The sequence below is a fragment of the Zhongshania guokunii genome (genome assembly GCF_040892635.1).
GTDB classification, from domain to species: Bacteria; Pseudomonadota; Gammaproteobacteria; order Pseudomonadales; family Spongiibacteraceae; genus Spongiibacter; species Spongiibacter guokunii.
In genome coordinates this window covers 1-21,083 of the sequence record NZ_JBFRYA010000026.1, presented here as the reverse complement: position 1 = coordinate 21,083, position 21,083 = coordinate 1, and the positions used below count along the sequence as shown (strand labels likewise).

At 43.9% G+C, this 21,083-nt stretch carries 16 protein-coding genes and 4 pseudogenes; 8 read left to right on the top strand and 12 right to left on the bottom strand.

Annotated elements, in window-relative coordinates:
* Positions 1–8 precede the first annotated feature (8 nt).
* The 8 genes and pseudogenes from AB4876_RS18740 to AB4876_RS18705 all read right to left on the bottom strand — a co-directional run.
* Positions 9–161: pseudogene (locus tag AB4876_RS18740) on the bottom strand (transposase); the annotation flags it as partial.
* Positions 162–180: 19 nt separating this feature from the next.
* Positions 181–1,713, bottom strand: a pseudogene (tnpC, locus tag AB4876_RS18735) (IS66 family transposase).
* Between the two features lie 24 nt (positions 1,714–1,737).
* Complete coding sequence (gene tnpB / locus AB4876_RS18730; protein WP_368383219.1) at positions 1,738–2,094, bottom strand: IS66 family insertion sequence element accessory protein TnpB; 357 nt, start codon at positions 2,092–2,094, stop codon at positions 1,738–1,740.
* Positions 2,094–2,393 (bottom strand): IS66 family insertion sequence element accessory protein TnpA, encoded by a 300-nt coding sequence (gene tnpA / locus AB4876_RS18725; RefSeq protein WP_368383218.1) that lies wholly within the window; start codon positions 2,391–2,393, stop codon positions 2,094–2,096. The genes tnpB and tnpA overlap by 1 nt, the downstream gene beginning before the upstream one ends.
* A 62-nt stretch (positions 2,394–2,455) precedes the next feature.
* Positions 2,456–2,662, bottom strand: coding sequence for a transposase (locus AB4876_RS19110; RefSeq protein ID WP_497024787.1), 207 nt, complete (start codon positions 2,660–2,662; stop codon positions 2,456–2,458).
* Between the two features lie 232 nt (positions 2,663–2,894).
* Entirely contained in the window at positions 2,895–3,146 is a 252-nt protein-coding gene (locus AB4876_RS18715; protein WP_368383217.1) for a cytochrome C oxidase subunit IV family protein, read from the bottom strand.
* Position 3,147: 1 nt separating this feature from the next.
* Entirely contained in the window at positions 3,148–3,720 is a 573-nt protein-coding gene (locus tag AB4876_RS18710) for a cytochrome c oxidase subunit 3 family protein (protein WP_368383216.1), read from the bottom strand.
* A 175-nt stretch (positions 3,721–3,895) separates the two neighbouring features.
* A protein-coding gene (locus tag AB4876_RS18705) for an IS3 family transposase (protein WP_368383215.1) occupies positions 3,896–5,043 on the bottom strand; the annotation gives its coding sequence in 2 pieces (ribosomal slippage) (positions 3,896–4,806 and positions 4,806–5,043; 1,149 coding nt in all).
* Positions 5,044–5,549: 506 nt separating this feature from the next.
* Between AB4876_RS18705 and AB4876_RS19095 the strand changes: the two are divergent.
* Positions 5,550–5,708, top strand: a pseudogene (locus AB4876_RS19095) (IS30 family transposase); the annotation flags it as partial.
* A 117-nt stretch (positions 5,709–5,825) separates the two neighbouring features.
* Here AB4876_RS19095 and AB4876_RS18700 read toward each other — a convergent pair.
* From AB4876_RS18700 to AB4876_RS18685, 4 genes are all read right to left on the bottom strand, one after another.
* Entirely contained in the window at positions 5,826–6,200 is a 375-nt protein-coding gene (locus AB4876_RS18700) for a hypothetical protein (RefSeq protein ID WP_368383214.1), read from the bottom strand.
* Positions 6,197–7,552, bottom strand: coding sequence for a protoporphyrinogen/coproporphyrinogen oxidase (locus tag AB4876_RS18695; RefSeq protein WP_368383213.1), 1,356 nt, complete (start codon positions 7,550–7,552; stop codon positions 6,197–6,199). The genes AB4876_RS18700 and AB4876_RS18695 overlap by 4 nt, the downstream gene beginning before the upstream one ends.
* Positions 7,553–7,720: 168 nt before the next feature.
* Positions 7,721–9,061: a protoporphyrinogen/coproporphyrinogen oxidase gene (locus AB4876_RS18690; RefSeq protein ID WP_368383212.1), complete on the bottom strand. Its 1,341-nt coding sequence runs from the start codon at positions 9,059–9,061 to the stop codon at positions 7,721–7,723.
* A 37-nt stretch (positions 9,062–9,098) separates the two neighbouring features.
* A complete protein-coding gene (locus AB4876_RS18685; protein ID WP_368383211.1) occupies positions 9,099–11,405 on the bottom strand; it encodes a TonB-dependent receptor in 2,307 nt (768 codons plus the stop codon).
* A gap of 256 nt (positions 11,406–11,661) precedes the next feature.
* Here AB4876_RS18685 and AB4876_RS18680 point away from each other — a divergent pair, with 256 nt between their 5' ends.
* The 7 genes and pseudogenes from AB4876_RS18680 (at position 11,662) to AB4876_RS18650 (ending at position 20,867) form a co-directional block, all read left to right on the top strand.
* Positions 11,662–12,867, top strand: coding sequence for an aromatic ring-hydroxylating oxygenase subunit alpha (locus tag AB4876_RS18680; RefSeq protein ID WP_368383210.1), 1,206 nt, complete (start codon positions 11,662–11,664; stop codon positions 12,865–12,867).
* A 37-nt stretch (positions 12,868–12,904) separates the two neighbouring features.
* Complete coding sequence (locus AB4876_RS18675) at positions 12,905–13,201, top strand: SCP2 sterol-binding domain-containing protein (protein ID WP_368383209.1); 297 nt, start codon at positions 12,905–12,907, stop codon at positions 13,199–13,201.
* Positions 13,202–13,312: 111 nt separating this feature from the next.
* Positions 13,313–14,281, top strand: coding sequence for an IS30 family transposase (locus AB4876_RS18670; protein ID WP_368383208.1), 969 nt, complete (start codon positions 13,313–13,315; stop codon positions 14,279–14,281).
* A gap of 50 nt (positions 14,282–14,331) precedes the next feature.
* Positions 14,332–15,078 (top strand): hypothetical protein, encoded by a 747-nt coding sequence (locus AB4876_RS18665; protein ID WP_368383207.1) that lies wholly within the window; start codon positions 14,332–14,334, stop codon positions 15,076–15,078.
* A 159-nt stretch (positions 15,079–15,237) separates the two neighbouring features.
* Positions 15,238–16,299: pseudogene (locus AB4876_RS18660) on the top strand (IS4 family transposase).
* 128 nt (positions 16,300–16,427) lie between these two features.
* Positions 16,428–17,480, top strand: coding sequence for an efflux RND transporter periplasmic adaptor subunit (locus tag AB4876_RS18655; protein WP_368383206.1), 1,053 nt, complete (start codon positions 16,428–16,430; stop codon positions 17,478–17,480).
* A gap of 123 nt (positions 17,481–17,603) precedes the next feature.
* A complete protein-coding gene (locus AB4876_RS18650; protein WP_368383205.1) occupies positions 17,604–20,867 on the top strand; it encodes an efflux RND transporter permease subunit in 3,264 nt (1,087 codons plus the stop codon).
* The last annotated feature ends 216 nt before the right edge of the window (positions 20,868–21,083 follow it).

The following is a 21,083-nucleotide window of genomic DNA, read 5'->3' as shown; positions in this document are numbered from 1 at the left end:
TCCATTCAGTGCCTGAACTTTAGTACAGTGGTTTCATCGGGGACTGGCTCGCGGCCCAAATCAATTTGCGCGAATTGCCTGAGCGATGCTGAATCATAAAGCGCTTCTTCAACACCTGGATCAAAAAGGTTAAACCAGTGCTGCATGAAGTAGATCCGTAAGCGCTCAATTAACCACGCCCTATACGAGCGACACATTCCAGGGTAGCAGCGCCTGTAATTCTTCATCGCTCGATATGCGCGGCAGTTTTGTAAACACTTCCCGCAAATACGCATACGGCTCAAGGCCATTTGCTTTTGCCGTTTCGATTAAGCTATAAATAGCGGCACTGGCGTGGGCACCTCTCGGCGTGGCGCTGAACAGCCAATTTTTGCGGCCTATAACGAAGGGTCGGATGGCGTTTTCGGCGAGATTATTATCGATGTTGACGTCGCCGTCTTCTGTGTAGCGAATTAGTTTTTCCCAGTTTTTATTGAGATAACCCAGTGCCGTACCTAGCAGGCCTTTGGGCAAGGTGCTGTGCAAGGTTTTGTCCAACCACTCCCGCAGGGCATTGAGGATTGGAACGCTTTTATCTTGTCGTAGCTGGCGACGAGCTTCGCTGCTCGTATCTTTCGCCTATTTTTCGATAGCATACAGCTTGGCAATATAATTGATCGCCACATCGGCTTTGCCAATGCGGGTAGTCTTTTTGTCTTTAGATGTCCCTGCCTTTTGCGCATCAACGAATTTACGGCGTGCGTGTGCTCAGCACCCCACATGGCTAATGTCGTCTTTGCGTCCAACGGCATGGTAGCCCGAATAATCATCAGTTTGCAGGTAACCACTAAAGCCCTTTAGTAATTTCTCCGCCACGCTGCCAGCGCGACTCGGTGCATAGTCATATAACACGATGGGGTGATCGGGGACGCCACTGCGCCTGACCCACATATAGGATTGGCTGCTCGCGGGTCTATCCGGTTCGTTTAGCACCTGAAGCGGCGTTTCGTCGCACTGGATGATTTTGCCGCGGCGGAGCTCGTGATCAAGCTGGGTGATAAGTGGCGCGATTAGTTCGCCACTGCGCATCATCCAATTGGCGAGGGTGTTGCGGGGAATGTCTATCTCCATCCGTTTGAAGATGGCTTCTTGACGGTGCAATGGCAGCGCATCTTGGTATTTCGCGGTAGCGATATACGCCAGTAGGCCTGAACTCGCATTGCTCTTTGGAATGGGTTGTGCGGGTAATGCGGCGGTACGTACAGTGGATTCACACGCTTTGCAGGCGTATTTCAGTCGGGCGTGTACTAAGACTTGGACGGTTGCGGGAATGATATCCAGCTGCTCGCTGGTGTCTTCGCCAATATGCGTTAGCGCACAACCGCATTCACAGACTTTGTCGGCATCAGCCAGATCATGTTCGATACGAACGTGCGGCAAGTCAGCGGGTAACGATTTACGACCACGGGATTTGCGACGCTCATACTGGATTGTTTCGGTTTCGGCGTCATCCGTGTTTTCGTTAAGGTCTTCTTCAGGAACAGGCTCAGCCGCTTCGGCTTCATTAAACAGCTCCGTCTGCCCATCCGACTTCTCGCTGCTGGCCGCAAAGCGTTTATGCCTGAGTAAACGCACTTGTTCTTCGAGTAACGAGATGCGTTTATCCTTCTCCAACAGCAAAGCTTTGAGGCTGTGGATATCGTCAGAAGAAGGGGTTGATGGTCGCGTCGTCATGACGCGTATTATACCAAAAGACCTTTAGCTAACCGAGTCAAAATACAAGGTTTCATGCGGTTTATTACGCCAAATATCCAAACCATCGAGCAAGAAATTCAAGTCGCGGCCATCGCGTAATTCATAGCCTGACTCGCATTGGCGAGGCCACTTAAAGCGCTGCTTTTCTAAGCGCTTATACCAGACCACAAAACCATTTCGCTCCCAATACAGGAGTTTGATTTTATCTCGGCCACGATTGCAAAACACAAACAAGACTTCCATCATCGGCGAGAGCGCCAGCTCGTTTTCAACCAGCGCGGCTAAGCCGTTGATGGACTTGCGCATATCTACCGGGGCCATGTACAAATAGACCTCAATATCGGATGTCGGCCGCAGCATCAGTTCGATTCCCGAAGGATATGCAGCACCGCGGGCAACACGACAGGCAAATCGCTGGCGGATAACTCCAATCGCACGCCCAGCGGTAAATTCATTATCATACGGGATGAGGCTGGCATGCCGCCCAGTTTCGTTAATTTTGCTGAGGGCGCCTTTGCGGGACTTAAACGATTGCGCCAATACGCGAAGTTATGAAATTTGATCTCATGCTGCTTGCAATACGCGGCTTGAGAAAGACCGCTGCTTTGACAAGCAGTGATGTGGTCTTGCCAGAACTGCGATTTATTGATTGTGCTCATGAATAGCTCTCCAGTTTAAAACTGAAGAGTAAAGCCGCAGCGGGAAGATTATTAGATGGGGTTTATTGACCGCTTACGTAGATCCGCAGCATCCTATCAATCCCAACGGGACGTCGGCCTGCGCCCTTGGGCGCCGGGTAAAAGGGGGCAATGATTGAGCAGAGCTCGTCCCAAGGAATGATCTTCTCCATATCTTCAAGAAACTGCTGCCGACGCGTTTTCTTGTGATATTTTTCGAATCCGCTGTCGTTGAATGCGTCTTGGCGCACTGATTTTACCCTTCGTACTGTTTGAGGCTATTATCGCAGATTATTTGAATTAATCAGAGTTGCCTTAATTTAAAATTGGGATTCACGTCAAATAACTTCCTTTTTATCTCGCAGATGGCGAGCCTTGTTGAATTTACAAGCAGGCAGAGTTATCTGGTATGGCTCGCAAGAGCCACACAGTTGAACGGTAACGCAGAATTTTTGAACGAATCGGTCTGTTAGGAAATAAAGCCTATGAATACAGGACGATTAGCGCGGCACAACACACTATGCCCCAGGCTTCACCGATAATGCGAAGAGGCAATGGCGCGTGGTTAACCTCCATAAAATGCATAATCACCAAACGCGTTTTAAAAAATGCGATGAGTAACATCACTGCCGGAATATTTAAACTTGCGTCGCCGCCCATATACCAAGACAAGGCGGTCGCTAAAGCCAGTACGGCCCAAATTACGGTATTTGCCTGTAAGAATATTGATTTCATATTATTTAATCAGGTAGAGCGTGGAGAATAAGATGATCCAAAGTAGATCGACCATATGCCAGTAAGTTGCGCCGCTCTCTAATATCGCCAGATCGTCTGCAAGGGGCTTGTTATGGCCAAGACGCAAAATCATATAGGCCAGCACGCCCATACCAATAATGAGGTGCAGAAAATGAATGCCGGTAAAAATATAGTAATACATGAAAAAATCATTGGTGGTCAGGGTAATGCCGTGGCTGATTTTTTCACCGTATTCAAAAAATTTGACCGTCGCAAAGCCCAAGCCACAAAGCCACGCCAATGACAAGCATATGCGTGACATGCGCCTAAAACCCTGCCGTATTGCGCTCATACCGATAACAACAAACCACGAGCTAGTCAGCAGCAACACTGTATTCAATGCGCCCCAGTTTTGATTTAGCTTTAACTGGGACTGCTGAAACATTTCAAGATTCAAGCCACGATAATAGGCAAAGGTCACAAAAAACAGACCGAAGACGAACATATCGCCTAGCACAAAAACCCAAATCCCAGCTTCACCTGGTATGTGCTTTTCCTTTACTACCGTGTTCACAATGACTCCTCCTTATTTTTGAATTATACAATTAACACAACGCAGATTCAAATCCGCGTATTAGTAATATCCTCCGTAGCTTTATTATATGTTTTCCTCACTTTTACCCGATTGTTGGGAAATTGTTTTGAAAAGCCCGTATGCCATTACGTAAAACTGGACTTCCCAGGGTTCGCTAGACAGTTGCTGTCTCTAAAAAGTACGCCTCTTCGAACTTAGCAGGCGATACGCCACCTGTGTGCGAATGGCGCTTTACAGGATTGTAGAACATCTCTATAAAATTAAATATCTCCTCTTTGGCTTCCTCCCTAGTCGAGTATATCTTTCGTTTGGTGACCCGCTTTTTAAATGTCGCGAAAAAGCTTTCAGCGACGGCATTATCATGGCAATTACCCCGTCGACTCATCGACGGTATTAGCCTGTGCTCGTTCATGAATGCTAAATAATCTGAGCTGGCATACTGACTGCCCTGATCGCTGTGCACTAGCACTTCGTTTTTGGGGTTCCGCTGCCATACGGCCATTAATAACGCATTGATAACTAAGTGGCGATCCATCGTTTTGTCCATTGACCAGCCAACAACCCTTCTCGAAAACAAATCGATTACTGTCGCAACATACAAAAATCCTTCGTGGGTTCTGATGTAAGTAATGTCACTCACCCACGCGTGATTAGGAGCTTTAGGGTTGAATTGGCGATCTAATATATTGTCAGCGATCTTGCCGGACTTGCCCCCTTTTATGTACCGGCGTTTATAACCGATCTGAGCTTTGAGCTTATTCTCTCGCATGATTTTAGCCACACGATGAACACTGCAAGATTCGCCCTCATCACGCAGATCGCGGTGTATCCAGGGGCTGCCATAGGTACCACCGCTAGCAACGTAAAACGCTTTTATCCGCTTCAATAACCGCTGATCCTCAACAGCTCGGTCAGACAATGGTTTGCTCAGCCAAGCATAATACCCACTGCGATTAATCTTAAAGACACGACACATCGCCTGGACAGGGAACTCATGTTGATTATCGCGGATAAAGCCGTACTTCACTCTGGGTTGCTGGCAAAGTACTTTGCGGCCTTTTTTAGGATGTCGCGTTCCTCCGTCATGCGCCGCAGCTCTGACTTAAGCCGAGCATTCTCAGCCGAGAGGTCAATTTTGTCTGAGGTCTGGGGGTTAGGTTCGCCAAACTTCTTAAGCCACGCATATAAGCTGTGCGTAGTTGTATCAAGGCGTTGGGCGACATCTGCGACAGAATAGCCGCGTTCAGTGACCTGTTTGACGGCTTCTCTCTTGAATTCATCTGTGTAACGTTTGGACTTCATAAACACCTCTCGTAGAACTAGATTCTAACGTCATTTGGTGTCTAGCAAACCCTGGGAAGTCCAAACCATGCAAAAAAAGTAAATCCTAGAATCCAAAATGCTAATATCCCATTCTAGGACAATTGGCCTACCTTGAAAATGGTACATAGGCCACCGGGTATAAAAATGATTGTACACCATAAATTGAAAAAACCGATCCATCTTGCAAATATTTTTTATTTCGAGCGATCGGCTAGTATGAGTCCACCAATGACTAAGTCTTGTACTGTGAATAATGCGAAAGGCATGACTAGCAAATTCCATCCGGTGTCATTTAATGTTTGCGTGATTTCAGCAGCTCGATCAGGCCTAAACTCTGCTATTGTCCATGACAACCCCGGTAGTAAAAAAAATAATGTGCCTGCGGCACCGCAACAAATTTGTGTGTATACGATTACGCGAGTGTCGGGATTGTCGATTCGCTTTAATTGACTGGCGATAGCAGCGTTGAAGGGTAAGCGCTTACTTTGAGACAGTATTTTCCGAAAAGCACAGATTTTAAGGTAGTGAACCAAGCTGAAGTCAGGCGAGCAGTCCATAAACTGAATTCTCGCCCAAGGAAAAACCTAGGATTCAAAAATTCCGTTCAATTAATGGATGAACATAGGGCTGCTATTGCAGCTTAAACCTTGATCCACTTCGGATTTGAATCCGCAAAACCTATTTCAGGACGGAACACTTTTTAGCTATTCCATTAAACGAAGCATTGAAGCATTAATGTCAACAACACATACTTGATTGTTTTAAATTATAAAAGTAGTCTGAATGCGCTTGCCAAAATATCCGACTTCCTTTTCCCTGTCTCGACGGGACTCGACCATGTCATGATAGAGATCGGTAATCGCATCGAAATCCATAGAGAGCAGTTCACAGGAATAGGCTATACCCTGAAACACTAACCTTAGAGTACTGAAATAACTTTGCGCGGTTTTCTTGGCATAAGGCCGGTGGTGCTTGCCGCAACCTTGCCCTTCTTCAATGACATGGCTTATCCAACAGGCCACCATTAAAATTGACGCACTTACCTTCCCGCTATATGCGTGGTAAGAATTTTGCCTTCCGAAAAATATTAAGCCACCGGCAGCGCAGAAACGCTGCGCAAAAGTATTACTGCTCACGCTTTCGCCTCCAAATATTTGGCAACTTTAGCCGCCGCCCTCCTCCCACTAATGGTCGCGCCCTCAATTCCACCAGAATAGAAATCTCCCGCGTAAACGACAGATGCATTCCCCGGCTGCGATTCGCAAAACTCTTGTAGAAGTGTAAAATAGCCGGGATAAGTTACTGGGCACACATAGTCCCACCGCGTAACAAAACTTTCTTCTATTGCTGTGCGTACGTCACCGATAAAGGGTATAGCGCAGCGCAGCAAAGCAGCAATTAGCGCCGCGTCACTTAGCTCTGCGTGTAACAGCGACCATTCCCTACTAGCTTGAATTGTAACCGCAGCTTTCCCTATTGGCGCCCGGCCTAAACCTTTGTTGTGCTCAAAGATTATAGCGCCGATCTCCTCACTTTCACATTTTGGAAAAAGCATAAGTGCCTCAGTGATTTCAGGCCTAAAGCTTAGACCTATATGGACGCTGATTACACTCACGGGCTCGACGCTATCAAAATAGGGCTGATGATTACCGTTTGGGTTATTCCCTAACTGCCGAGCAAATAGGGGCGGAATGGCGATCACGCAGGCATCGAAATCATACGACTTCCCACAACCACAGAGGAGCTTCACTACTCCGTCATTCTCTTCAACATTTGCTACGGTTGTATTTAAATGGACAGCCAGGTGCTTTGCAAGGCCCTTGGCATAACTGTCCATACCCTCACTTAAGTGATAAATAAAGGGGGCACAGTAAGCACGTAGCAACCACAGAAACTCTCCAAACGGCGCTTGGTCGCTGCCCGTTAGTGAGTTGATGCGTATAAAGGGATCGGCGAGATAATCATTAATCTCCTCATTCAACTCGCGAAGGCAGAAGTCCTTTGTCGTTTCATTATCGAAATCGCATACACCAGCCATACTCTGGTAATTTAAGCGTGTCCAATTACGAATCAATATTGGCAGCAGCTTCAGTACCTTTAATTTACTAGGCCATGACAAAATAGGATTAAGTAGAGAAGATCGCAGTGGCCGCTTATAATCAAAACTACACACTTTTCCATCGCGAACAATACCCAAGCTGGGCTTACTTCGCGACAGGCTTTTATCTAGCCCCAGCTCATGCAGCAGTTCGACCGTATTCTTATACGTCGGCAGCAGTACTAGCGCGCCCACATCAAAGCTAAACTCGCCCCTGGTCTCTGAACGCGTCCGACCGCCAACATGATCATTGCGTTCAAAAACTTCAACTTCTGCACCCAGCTTCTTTAGCTCAAAGGCGGCTACCAGCCCGGCTGGCCCCCCACCTACGACAGCTATACACTGTCCGGCTAAATTACGTTTATCTATTCTAATTTTCTCCAATGACATAAGCCTACCCGCTGTTTAGTTTAAAGTAGTTATGCACTTCCTAAATTATACAAAAATAAGGCGCCCCCTAAATCCTCCATCTGATCTATCGCTTCTAATCAGTTTTAATATAGAACGTAGAAAGTGCCAAATAATATAACTGAGAAAATTACATTTTTCACAACAAGACTACTCACAACTTGAAAGCTGCGCTTCGTAGGTCTCAATAATATTTCGTGCTGCCTTCATGCCAAAGTCAACAGCTGTGTTCTGTCCGGCGCCCGACCTGTAGTCACCAGCAAACTGGATACGCGAGCCCGTTTTAAGGCGCTCATTAAGCAGCGCGACCTCACCATAACCACCAATTTCCATTAGCGGCAAAGCAGTGTCCCATCGCTTCACATGGGTCATATCAATATTTCCACGAAGCACCGGAAATAATTTATAGAGATACGTTAAAGTGTGCTCAATTAACTCTTCATCGCTCATATGCCAACAAGCTTCAGATGCCGCTTCCTCGAAGTAAGCTGTTAGAAGAGAATGCCCAACTGGCGCACGATCTTCACACTTGTTATGCTCAAGAAACAAAGTCGCTATATTTTTTTCTTCGCACGCAGGCACAAAAACCATAAAGCTTTTAGTAGGAACCTTAACAGTGGCACCAATGGCAACGGATAATGCTCGCGTATAACGCATACGGCGATTTAAGGGCGTCAGAACATCGCTATAGTCCGGACAAATATCGACTGCCGTATGCAGATGGCTTGCGACAACACATACATCCGCAATTTCAGTGACCGGGCCATCTATTCCTCCCCAACTAACCGCCACTTGATTCTCATTTTCCTTTACCAAAGTTACTTTACTGTTTAAAACTACCTCCGCGTCTTTAGCAAGGAGCTGAGCGAAACTTTGCTGCCCACCACGCATCGAGCACATTGTCTCGTCTAAAACATTAGCAACGCCAGAGAAGAACTCAACCTTCGAAACCTTATCGCCATCAGCCAGCAACATTACCCTCACAACAGGGTCACAGAAATAATCATTAATCTCTTTACTGAATTCACGCAATGCATAAGTCGAAGCTGACTCGACATCTATCGGAGCCGCTTTACCCAAATCGTTATAGTTGAGCATTCCTTTGCTACGAGCCAAAAATGCATCTTTAAATAGCTTTAGTAGACCCAGTTTACCTCTAAATGATAACAGCCTAGTCCACACTCCTGACCATTGAATTCGACGCATGTCCATTTCGTGCACTTTAAAATCACGAACAAAGCCGACCCAAGGACTTGCAGGAACTATGCGATCTGAAACACCTGCTTTCTCAGCCATTTCGAAATATGAGGTATAACTGGTCGCCATTGCAGAAGCGGCGGTATCTATTAAGTACCCCTGTTTTGCAACGGTATACGCTCTACCACCTATCTGATCTGTACTTTCAATAATTTTCACCTGCCAACCAGATTCTCGCAACAGAAATGCCGCAGAAGAACCTGCCAACCCACCACCGACTATAATCGCTTTCATGCTCGACCCACTCCTTAATAAAACATTTTTGATATTATTAATATCTTATCTCAAGCTTTGCTGCGTATTCCCGTGGTGCTGCCAAAGAATCTATAACTCCAAAATCATTCTGGAATCGCTGAATATGGTACCGCTCATCGAGAATATTAGTGCTAAGCAAGGTAAGGCGCATATTAAAGGGTTCATAAAAATAACTTATACGCCCACCCAACACCTTATAAGGTTCCTCTTCTACGCCATTCTGTGCATCGTAGTAAAATCCTGAGTTAAAGTAGGCATCCATTCCAACCTCCAAAGAACCTGAATCAAAATCTATGGTCTGCACGAAACCGACACCACCTGACGTACGCGGAGTTCGAACAATATCATTCCCGCTATAATCGTTATCCGACGTATAGAGTCCCTCATCTTCGCTAAACCCTTCGCCATTTTTAAAATCAGTGTAATACGCATCCACATACGCCCCATTTGCCGTAAGCACTAATCCGGGGTTCAGATTTTGCAATGGCACCCACGTCAAATCAAATTCCGCCCCCTCGGTTTCTGCCGCACCAGCAGTTTGAAAACTAACAACACCACCTGCGAATAGTGATACAAAGCCCGTCTGAAGATTTTTAATTTTATTTTGAAAAACAGCCCCGTTGATACGCATTGCGCCGTCGAGAAAATCGACTTTTGCGCCCAGTTCCAGGGTGACGACTTCCTCCGGCTCAACGTAATCTGCGGCTCTATATATATTTACTATATTATAGGTACCACTCTTGAACCCAACCGTACGTGACGCATATATCATCGCGTCTTCTCTAGGAAAATAACTCAATACTACTTTTGGTGAGAAATTAGTAGATTTTGCTTCATCGTCATCAAAAACGAAAACATCGGTGTCGTCGTTACTTCCTAACGGATCCGAAACTGTCGTTTCCGCATCTTGAATTGTACGACTTTCTTCCTGATAACGACCACCCACAGTTAGTTCTAGGTCGTTTGTTAGATCATATTTTCCCTGGAAATATATGGAATCACTTTCAGCTCCAACAGCGCCGCCAAAATTTATAAATAGGCCGCGACCTAACGGGGTATTTGGGGCAGGCACAAGACCACCAACTAAACCACCAAGGTCTGTAGATACGAAATTTAATACCTCTGGCGCGATCAAGAACCCGCCGTCACCAATGTCAGCGAGACTCTCAAGATGATAATACCCTACGATCCATTCAAATCGCTCTGAATATGGCGTATCATTATTAGACATGAACTGCAATTCATAGGTTTCTATATATGCAAGCTCATTCCTTAGCTCAAACCCAGCAATAGGAGTTGGCGAGCCATCGAAATCAGTTCCTGCGTAAACCGTTTCGCTCTTCTGGTCACTAATCGTTAATTTTATATCAACAATTGGGGTATCCCAGCTCAGGTATCCATAGCTAATATTCTGTCGTGGCTCCGAGTGAGGAACAAACTCACTAGTTGCCTCATAATTATCTTCCTGCGGAGTAATACCCAGACTTTCACCAAGCAAGCTAGGCCTTGTATTATTACCAATAATACCGCGCAAGCTCGATGCACTCGATTCAAAATGAGTTATTCCTAATGCGACATTATCTACTGGCTCGAAAAGCATCTTCACACGGAAGGCCTCTAACTCATCCCTTTGAACATCGTAATTTATGTTCGTGTAATGATTGTCGGCCGAAGATTTTTCGCCAGAAAACCCTATAGCAATCCAATCCGTAATTGAACCACTCGCTGATGCTTTTATGGACCGCTTATCAAAACTTGCATATTCGGCTTGGACCATCGCCGCAAATTCACCATCCGGCTCTTCTGTAATAACGTTTATCGCGCCACCCGTCGAATTCCTTCCAAACAGGGTTCCTTGTGGACCTTTAAGCACCTCGATGCGCTTTATATTACCAAGAGAGTTCACCGTTCCCTGCGCTGAAGGAAGATATATCCCATCCGTATAGGTTGCGATACTCGGGTCCGCAGACGGAATAAAACTATCAGTACCTATCCCGCGCATATATATTATATTAAATCCAGTTACTACGGTGAACTGCAAACTTGGGATTAGGGCTCCTAGTTGACGGGTATCACTTATCCCCCGAGCATCGAGCGCCTCTGCCCCATAGGCCTGAATTGCGATTGGAACATCCTGCGCCTCTTCCTCTCTTTTCTGTGCAACTACTATTACCTCTTCGAGCATTCTATTCCTAACTTTTTTATCCGAAACCCCATTATCTGCTGCAAACGCTGAATTCGATAAAGTAACGGATACAATCAACACAACTGCACTTGCACTTGCACTTGCACTTGCACTCAAACATCTTTTATTAATTATCATATAAAACACCTCAACTGAATCTCTCCTAATTATAGTTATGACTTGAATCAATTGCTTTACTTTATGGGACAATAACCAAAATACTGCTTCGGCCTGACCACTCGATCAACTAAACGGTCCAAAGCGGCGTTTTTCAAGCTAGTTGTCGCCTCAGATTGAAAAACGCCGACACTGATCACTTGATCAGCCAAAGAATATTATTATGCAACGATAAGCCTCACGCACCCTATCAGCAAACAAGTAATTGGAGATTAGTATGGACGGTCTTGAAATAAAGAGCTTAATAGATGATATCAAAACATCAAAGTCAAAGATCATCCCGCCTATGCCCCCCATCGCCCGTGAGCGCTATATTGATAAATCGCTGTACGAGTCCGAAATCGATCAGGTATTCATGAAAACATGGCATTTAGTTGGTCATACATCTGAATTCCCCGACATTGGCAGCTACCGCTTACTTGACCTACCTTTTGCTCCAGTTTTCATCGTACGCGGCAAAGACCTTAAACTGCGCGCTTTTATTAACTCCTGCGCTCACCGCGGCTCATCCGTACTAAAAGAAGACCAAGGATGCGCAAAAGTCTTTGTATGCCAATTCCATGGATGGACGTACGACATGGAAGGAAAGGTTCGCACTGTCCCGGACCGCGCATCATTTAAAAATCTAGACATCACATGCAAAGGCTTACCAGAAGTACGCTGCGAACTCTGGGGCGAGATGATTTTTATTAATCTAGATGCTCACGCAGAACCTCTACTTGACGCAATAGACCCAATTGCACGTCGCTTTTCAGAAATCGCAGAAGCATCATTGCAGGTAATTTCTCGCGACAGCTGGGAGGTTAATTGTAATTGGAAAATCATGGAAGATGCCTTCAGGGAAAGTTACCACGTCGACGTAACGCACAGAGAGTCAGTCGCTAGCTTAGTAACTGCAAACAGCACGGAGTGTATAATTCACCCCAAAGGTCATTGGACGATGCTAATACCTTACGATCAAGAATCAGATTTCACCGGTGGCGAAATGCTTAAACTTCTTGATCCAATCCCTATGGCACAGAGCAAAGCATTTACTGATTATATGCCAGTTGTCGGCTTGTTCCCTAACATGCTGTTTGCATTCCAGTACGGGGGGTTTCCGCTACTTCAAGTTTGGCCCACAGGTATCGATACATGCAAAGTATCATTTATTTGGTTTGGAATGAGTTGGGGTGACGGTGAACGGCCCGAGGCCTGGGACTTTGTCATTCCCGGCTACAATCAAGTATTTGAAGAAGATATTGGCAACACTTCGGCAATACAGAAATCAACCGAAGCAGCTCCTGGATTAGACATGCCACTATCCGACAAAGAGGTACTGGTTTATCAATTTCACGCCGAAATTGATAAGCTTATCGGACAGCATAACGTCCCTAAACATTTATATGTCGACGACATCCTAAAACATTGCGAAACACCTTAAAAAACAATAACCTCAACCCTTATAACAGGTATTTTATATGAATGACTTTTTTTCTGCGATGCAGATACTCGATGATAAAGTAAGCAATGTTCCAGCTTTTGGAAAAAAAGTACGATTTGTACTTGACGATAATTCTGCAATATTAAACGGAAATTTAACACCGCCAAAAGTTGAATTAGAAGACAGCGATGCCGAAATAGTATTTAAATCTACATTGGTAAATTTTAACAAACTTATGTCAAAAGAGTTAAATGCGACCACAGCGTTTATGAGTGGGAAAATAAAAATTGAGGGCGACTTAAAATCCGCACTTCCATTAATGAAAATACTATAGGAATTATAAACCGTGGTTTCAAATCTGAAGTGCATCATCTGATGCAGTAGAAGAAAGGGTCAGCTGAAGGTAAGCTCATCATTTTTTTCTCCGGCAAGAGATGAAATCACAATGAGTTATTACCAGCAGCTGACTTATGAGCAACGATGCCAGATATCAGCCCTAAATAAAACAGGTTGTTCACAAAGAGAGATCGCTAAGAACGTCGGTACAAGTCAGTCAACAATCAGTAGAGAGTTAGCTCGTAATACAGGTGGCCGAGGTTACCGGCACAAACAAGCTCAGGCTAGGTCGTCCTTACGTCGCAAGGCGGCAGCTAGGCGCTCTAAAATGACGTTGGCTATGATCGCACTGATTGAGTCCAAGCTTCGGCAGGAATGGAGTCCGGAGCAAATATCGGGGTGGCTACTTGATGATCTAGAGCTTCTGATTAGCCATGAGACGATCTATCTGCATGTTTGGTCGGATAAGCGATCTAACGGGGATTTGTATACGTACTTGCGACGTCAAGGCAAGAAATACGACAAGCGCCGTAATGGCAAATCCACACAAGGACACATTAAGAACCGTGTAAGCATTGATGACCGCCCTGAGGCTGTGGACAACAAATCCCGAATTGGTGACTGGGAAATAGACACAATGATAGGGAAAGGCCATAGCGGTGCGCTGGTCACCATAGTGGAGAGGGTCACCAAATTCACCTTGTCTGCGCAGGTCGATAACAAAAGTGCTGCGGCTGTCACAAAAGCCACGACCAGTTTGTTAAAGCCATTTAAAGATGTGGTTCACAGTATTACGGCGGACAACGGGAAAGAGTTTGCGTATCATGCTGAGATCAGTAAGGCGCTCTCAACGGATATTTATTTTGCACATCCGTACAGTTCGTGGGAGCGCGGATTAAATGAAAATACGAATGGGCTACTACGGCAGTATTTTCCAAAAAGCACAAATTTGAAGTTGGTGTCTAAGGCAGAGGTAGATAGAGCTGTGAACCGACTAAATACCCGCCCAAGAAAAGATTTAGGTTTTAAAACACCAGATCAATTAATGGGTGATTACCGGGCTGCGATTGCAGCTTAAACCTTGATGCACTTCGGATTTGAAACCGCGAACAATAACGGCGCCAGGTAATGGCGCACATGTATAAAATTATAAAATGGATTAAATATATGCGCACAAACTTTGAAACCCTATGCATCTGGAGCGGGATACTGTGCACAGTTGTTCTGTTTATTGGATGGTGGCCCATTGCGAATTTTTTTCCACCTCACTCCCCAATTTCGGATGCTGACTTTATAGCCGCAATCTATCAAGAAAACACCAACGCCATTCGATTTGGCTGCCTATTAATTATAATTTCTGGCGGGCTTTACGTTCCTTTCAACGCCGTAATCGCAACCCAACTGAAGCGCATTAAAAGCCCGGAAACTCGTGTAATTGTTTACACGCAAATATGCTGCGGCGCAGCAGGTACACTATTTTTTCTACTACCGGGCCTATCGTGGACAATAGCAGCGTTTCGCCCAGATCGCGCAGTGGAAATAACTCAAACATTAAATGACACAGGCTGGATTTTACTTGTCATGCCTTTCGCGCTATTTTCCGTGCAAGATTTAGCTATTGGTGGACTTATATTGTCTGATCGCTCAAAAGAAAAAATATTTCCGCGCTGGATAGGTTTCTTTAATTTATGGTGCGCAATCCTTTTCATTCCCGGCGGTTTACTTACCTTTTTCAAAGTCGGCCCGTTTGCTTGGGATGGGATACTCGCTTTTTGGATACCCGGACTTATATTCTTTACTTGGTTTTATGTAATGTCTTACGGCTTATTTAGAGCAGTTTCGAAACAAAATAGATTATCAAAAACGACGATCTAGAATCTACTTTCATTTCATACATTTTAAAGGACTAAGTATTTTAATTTATCTATTTTATCACTGCTGTCCCGCTAAGGAGAAATAAAAAAGCCTGATTCCACCACAATTGATACAATGAGATTGTCTAGAAAACACTTTATTAATTGAGGGAGCCAGGCCATGGCACATTGTAATACCATTCTTTCACAAATACTAAAACTTGTTCCGAGACATGAATTTGAGACCCTTGCCAAACAACACCATTCAGGCGGCGCCTTTCGTACAGCCTCCCGTTGGTCGCAGTTCGTGTCACTGACGATGGCTCAATTGTCTGGGAGAAATAGCTTGCGTGACATCGTTGATAATATGTCGGCGCAAATGCATCGCCTCTACCACTTGGGCAGTACCAAAGGTGTGGCGCCTGATCATAATTTCAAGTTTAACCACCCATTGTATTCGCTGGATGCCTCGACTATCGACTTGTGCTTGTCTGCGTTTCCCTGGGCTGATTTTCGCACCACTAAGGGCGCGGTTAAGTTGCACGTCGGCTTGAATCATGCCGGTTATTTACCGGAGTTTGTGACCATTACGGACGGAAAGAAACACGATGTGACCGTGGGTCGCATGCTCAACTTCCCGAAAGGGAGCATGGTTGCCATTGATAAAGCCTACAATGATTATTCCTGGTATAAGCAATTGACATGCAAAAAGATTTTCTTTGTTGCCCGGCTTAAGATCAATGAAAAGTACCGTGTTATTGGTCGTCGCTCCGTGCTGAAAAACTAAGGCTTAACGTGTGATCAAACGATAGAATTCAGCGGCCCCTAGGCCTCTAAAAAGTGTCCGGTTCAATTTCGTCGGGTAGGCGATAGAGACGCGGAGACGGGCAAACACTATGTGTTTTTAACGAACAATTTCAAGCTAGCCGCCAAGACGATTGCCGATATCTACAAAGCTCGGCGGCATGTCGAGTTGTTCTTTAAATGGATAAAACAAAGCCTGAAAATCAAATCGTTTGTTGGCACGAGCAAGAATGCGGTAATGACACAAATATGGATAGCCATGTGCGTTTACCTGCTCATTGCATTTCTCGTGTTTCAGTCAGGGCTTACAAAAAGTATGCAGCAGATAATACGGCTACAGCAGCTTAATCTGTTTGATAAACGTGACCTGATGGCTCTCTTAAGAAGGGATCCATCTAATGACAGGCTACCTGATATTAATCAGTTGAAGCTCATATGAAAGTTAACGGGACAGCAGTGACTTTTTATGAAATTTTTACATGAATGATTTTTACTTGGGAATTTATATGATAATTGAAGCTTAATATTGCATGCGTCGATAAAGATTCGCTATGTTTTGAGGTGTATATGGAGTTTCGTTGGCGGAAAATAGATTTAAAAATAATTGTAGTTTGTTTTTTTTTCCTAAATAGTGGATATATTTATTCATTTGAGTGTGGTTTTTATAATAGAGCTATAACTCATGACGATGTTACTGACCCAGATAAGTCGTGCTTTGTTGTTGGTGAAAGGCATAGCAAAAAATTGTCAGTTCCTGTCATCGCTGAATCAAACTCTCAGATACCAATTGTGTCAAAGTTAACCGGCTATATTAGTGACGTTTTTGTAAAGGAAGGGGATAGGGTTAATAAGGGAGATAATCTAGTTTTGATAGATGATCCTAGTCTTAATGAAAGCCAGGCCGCAGCTTATAGAAACCTTCTCGTTGCAAGAGGTAAATACAGTAAATCTTTAGTTGGTTTTGAAAGAGTATCTAAATTGTTTAAAGATAGGCTGGTGTCTAAGGATGCATACGAAGTGGCAGAACTTGATCACCAAATATCGTTAGCAGAATATACGGCGGCTAACACACAATATGATTCAGCAAAAAAATCAAGCTCTTATAGTTTAATAAAGTCGCCATTTGATGGGCTGGTTCGTTCAATGGACGTTAAAATAGGGGAGCTAGCACTTTATGGTTCAGAGCTTCTTGTGCTAACAAAGGTTAACGACCTTGTTTTAAGGGGGTGGGTGCCGGCCTCGTATATTAGTGAGGTAGTACTTGATGGCATGATTGATGTGGAGGTGGCTGGAGTCGTCTACTCCGCAGAGGTTGAATTTATTTCTGATTATATTGATGTGGCGTATCAATCTGTTGAAATGAAGCTAAGGACAAATTCAAAAATTATTAATGGAATGAGCGGGATGTATGGAACCGCAATATTAGTGTTTAAGAAAGAGCGTTTTGGTGGATATTTAGTTCCAAAAGAATCTGTAGTTTTATATTCTGGTATGCGCGGTGTATTTGTACGTGATCAAGATCTCGTGGTTAGCTTTAGATGGATTGATCCTGGTAATGAGTATGGTGAAATGGTGGAGGTCATGTCTGGGCTGAATGCTGGAGATGTTATTGTTTACTGAGATAATGAGTTTTTATAATAAATATTAGAGTGCTATTTTGATGGCGTGGTAGGCAGCTTATACGCTTATCTCTTTAAAATTATAGGGTTGTCCTTATAATTCAGTTTATATAAAGGTAAGCCAGTGGCTAAGTTCGGAATTGCGTATCCAATTGCTTTTTTATTCACCGACTCAAAGCTTACGCCTGTGGTTATTATTTGTATCCTTGTGTTAGGTTTTTGGGCTATCGACTCCACGCCAAAAGAGGATAATCCACAGATTGTGGTTCCTGGGGCTACAATAATCATTGATTTCCCTGGCGCGTCAGCTGAAGAAGTTGAGCAGTTGGTGATTAAGCCAATTGAAAATTCAATTAAGTTAATCTCAGGAATTGCTGATTATTATTCTACCGCATCCCATTCGAGAGCGGAGCTCTCTATATTTTTTGAGGTTACAGAAGATCAAGAGGAGGCGCTTGTCAGGGTTCACGATAGATTTGAAAAGATTTCAAAAAACCTGCCGGTAAATTCAGCGAAGCCCATTATAAATAGTATAAATATTGCAGATGTACCTATAATTACAATCACGCTTTCCTCAGTCGATGCCGGGGAAAGAAAAATAAAAATGTTTGCGGAGGAGTTGTTGGATGACCTTATTTTAATCGATGATGTTTCTTCGGTTTATATTAAGGGTGGCTTGGATAGTGACGTAATTGTAGAGCTAGATCCGTCTAAAATAATAGCCTCTAAAATACAATTGAGAGACATAATAAGTTCTGTGTCTGATGCCGGCATGGCAGTTCCATTAGGACTTGGATCAGTGGCGGATACCAATAATTTTTATGTTTTTGAAGATGGAATAAATTCCGTTGCCGAGCTAGAATCTGTGGCTGTTAGGAAGTCTCCTCTAGAAGGAGAAATATTACTTCGTGACGTGGCGAGTGTTGGTGGCTCGGTAGAAAAATGGCGAAAAACTATATCTCTTTTTGGATTTGGGCGGGGCGATACTCGAAATAAACGTTTTGAATCTACAATTATTCCTGCAGTAACTATAGCGATTTCGAAGAAAAAATCGGCTAATTCAGTAACTGTATCTGATCAAGTTAACGAGCGCCTAGCAATTTTCGTTGAGAAGCATAAGTCCCAAAATATTTATGCGGACGTAACTCGAGACGATGGCTCTGTTGCTAGGCACACTTTTAGAGAGCTTTTTTATCATCTTGCAATCGCAATTACCGTTGTTTTTATAATCACTTACATTTTTTTAGGGTTTAAGGCTGCATGTGTAGTTGGTTTTACTGTGCCGCTTGTACTTGCATTGACAATTTTTATTATTAGTTCGATGGGGCTGACCTTAAATAGGGTCTCGCTTTTGGCTTTGATCATAGCATTGGGGATGCTGGTGGACGATGCAATAGTTGTTTTGGAAAATATTTATCGTTCAGGAGCGCAGTGTGCCAGTGAAATTAGTAAAAAGGATTTGGTGGTTAACGCAGCGTCTGAAGTGGGTAACCCGACTAATATAGCGACGCTTGCAATCGTAATTGTTTTTTTGTCGATGCTAGTTGTTACGGGGATGCCAGGCGAGTTTTTTTATCCGGTTTCTGTGACTGTACCAATTGCCATGCTGGCATCCCTGTTTGTAGCTTATAGTGTAGTTCCTTGGTTGGCATTTAATTTCCTGGATTTTTCTAAACATACTGCACCGATTGACAAGTACTCTGGTAAAATTAATTCTGCTTACCAGCATGCGCTTGTCATTTTGATAAGTAATAAACGAATTAGATATTCTTCCTTATTTTTAGTTTTATTTTTACTTTTCCTAGTGCTGTTAATGCCTGCGTGGCAATTTGTCCGCCCCAGTGGTGTTGGCGGGGAGCCGCCAGCGTTCGGTGTGCTCCTACACTCGATGCCCCGGATCGATACCAATACATTTAATATCGTTATTGAAATACCTAAAAACAAAACTCTTATGTACTCGCACCACGTTGCGCAGTCTGTTGCTGATAAGTTGTTTAACAATGAGTATGTAACGAATTTCCAAATTTGGTTGGGCGAATCAGGCGTTGAAGATTTCAATGGTATTTTACGTGGGACTAGTTCGCGGCAAGGCCCGAATGTTGCAGAAATTCGAGTTAACCTAGTCGATAAAGGTAGAAGGAGTTACTCTTCTATAGATATAGCGCGTGATGTGAGATCAATGCTCTCAGATGTTGAAGGTAAGTTTGACGGAGTACTCATTAGGGTGGTGGAGGATCCACCGGGCCCACCCGTACGCGCAGGTCTTTTGGCAGAGCTATACGGTAATGATAGCGCGGAATTACGAAAGATTGCTTTGGGCTTGATGGAAGTTTTTAAGAGTACGTGGGATGTTTTAGAGGTTTCGGATAGTGTTTTTGATGACGTCTATCAGTATAAATATAAGGTTAATGAAGACGCATTAAAGCGTTTAGCTGTAAATAGGAAAGAATTATATTCGGTTTTAGATGTGGCTATTAATGGGATAGATTTAGGTAGAATAAAGGGCGGTGCGGTTCGAGACGAAAGACATATTTTGTTAAAGTATCCATCTTCTGATATAGATTCTTTAGTTTCCCTTGAGAATCTTAAAGTAACTGGCCTTGGCGGTGGCGAGGTGCCTCTTTCTGAGCTGTTAGTGTTGGAAAAAACTAAGCTCGGTCATCCTATTTTCCACAAAAATGGTTCACCGGTTGTGTATGTGACGGGTGAAATGAATAATTCAGTTCCTTTGTATGGCGTTTTAGATATATCTAGTAGGCTTAAAAAGGAAGGTATTGATAAGAGTTATCGTGTCAATGGCGATGGCATTGTATCTTCTGTAAATGATGGCGCTCAGTCCGTCGGAGTGATGCACTGGGATGGTGCGTATGACCAGGTTTTACAGGCTTTTGAAGAAATGTTTTTTGCGCTGTTTATATCTTTGGTGCTCATATATGTGTTGTTAGTTTATTATTATAAATCATTTGCTATCCCGTTGATCGCTATGGCCGTAATTCCATTTTCTCTGATTGGTATTTTTCCGGCTCATTGGATATTTTCTGAGCTTTTTACGTCGACGTCAATGATAGGTGTAATTGCAATAGCGGGAGTTGTTGTTAGAAACTCGCTTCTTATTTTTGATTTTGTTTTTGAGTCGTTACGGAATGGCCGAGAATTAAAGTCAGCGGTGATCGAATGCACTGTATCTCGTCTTAGGCCAATAGTTCTTACAGCGGCGTCGATATTTCTTGGTAGCGCGGTATTAATAAAGGATCCGCTGTTTAGTGGTCTAGGTCTTTCGCTTGTTTTTGGTACTGTAGTCGCAACAATAATGTCGTTGTTCGTCACTCCTGTTTTTCTTTATTTTTATTTGAAAAAACAAAGTGGTGGACGTGTTTTTAATGAGTAGAATACGCTATGGTAATCCCCCTACGCACTACTGCCTAAGTGGCTTGTCTGGCGTCAACTATCTTGGCCGGTCGTATTGCCTCATATCAAAATCAAACTACTTAGGATTAGTACACCTCACGCCATTAAGCTTACTTTCTCGTTCTAAGGACAGACCTTATTCTGCAGCCCTACGCGGCGATCATGCCAGTGATTGATTCTCTTCACCGACCTTTTT

Coding starts and splice junctions, on each gene's coding strand:
- tnpB (WP_368383219.1), bottom strand. CDS start 2,094: ATGCTGCGGCCGACATCCGATATTGAGGTCTATTTGTACATGGCCCCG.
- tnpA (WP_368383218.1), bottom strand. CDS start 2,393: ATGAGCACAATCAATAAATCGCAGTTCTGGCAAGACCACATCACTGCT.
- AB4876_RS18715 (WP_368383217.1), bottom strand. CDS start 3,146: ATGAAATCAATATTCTTACAGGCAAATACCGTAATTTGGGCCGTACTG.
- AB4876_RS18695 (WP_368383213.1), bottom strand. CDS start 7,552: ATGTCATTGGAGAAAATTAGAATAGATAAACGTAATTTAGCCGGACAG.
- AB4876_RS18690 (WP_368383212.1), bottom strand. CDS start 9,061: ATGAAAGCGATTATAGTCGGTGGTGGGTTGGCAGGTTCTTCTGCGGCA.
- AB4876_RS18685 (WP_368383211.1), bottom strand. CDS start 11,405: ATGATAATTAATAAAAGATGTTTGAGTGCAAGTGCAAGTGCAAGTGCA.
- AB4876_RS18680 (WP_368383210.1), top strand. CDS start 11,662: ATGGACGGTCTTGAAATAAAGAGCTTAATAGATGATATCAAAACATCA.
- AB4876_RS18675 (WP_368383209.1), top strand. CDS start 12,905: ATGAATGACTTTTTTTCTGCGATGCAGATACTCGATGATAAAGTAAGC.
- AB4876_RS18670 (WP_368383208.1), top strand. CDS start 13,313: ATGAGTTATTACCAGCAGCTGACTTATGAGCAACGATGCCAGATATCA.
- AB4876_RS18665 (WP_368383207.1), top strand. CDS start 14,332: ATGGCGCACATGTATAAAATTATAAAATGGATTAAATATATGCGCACA.
- AB4876_RS18655 (WP_368383206.1), top strand. CDS start 16,428: ATGGAGTTTCGTTGGCGGAAAATAGATTTAAAAATAATTGTAGTTTGT.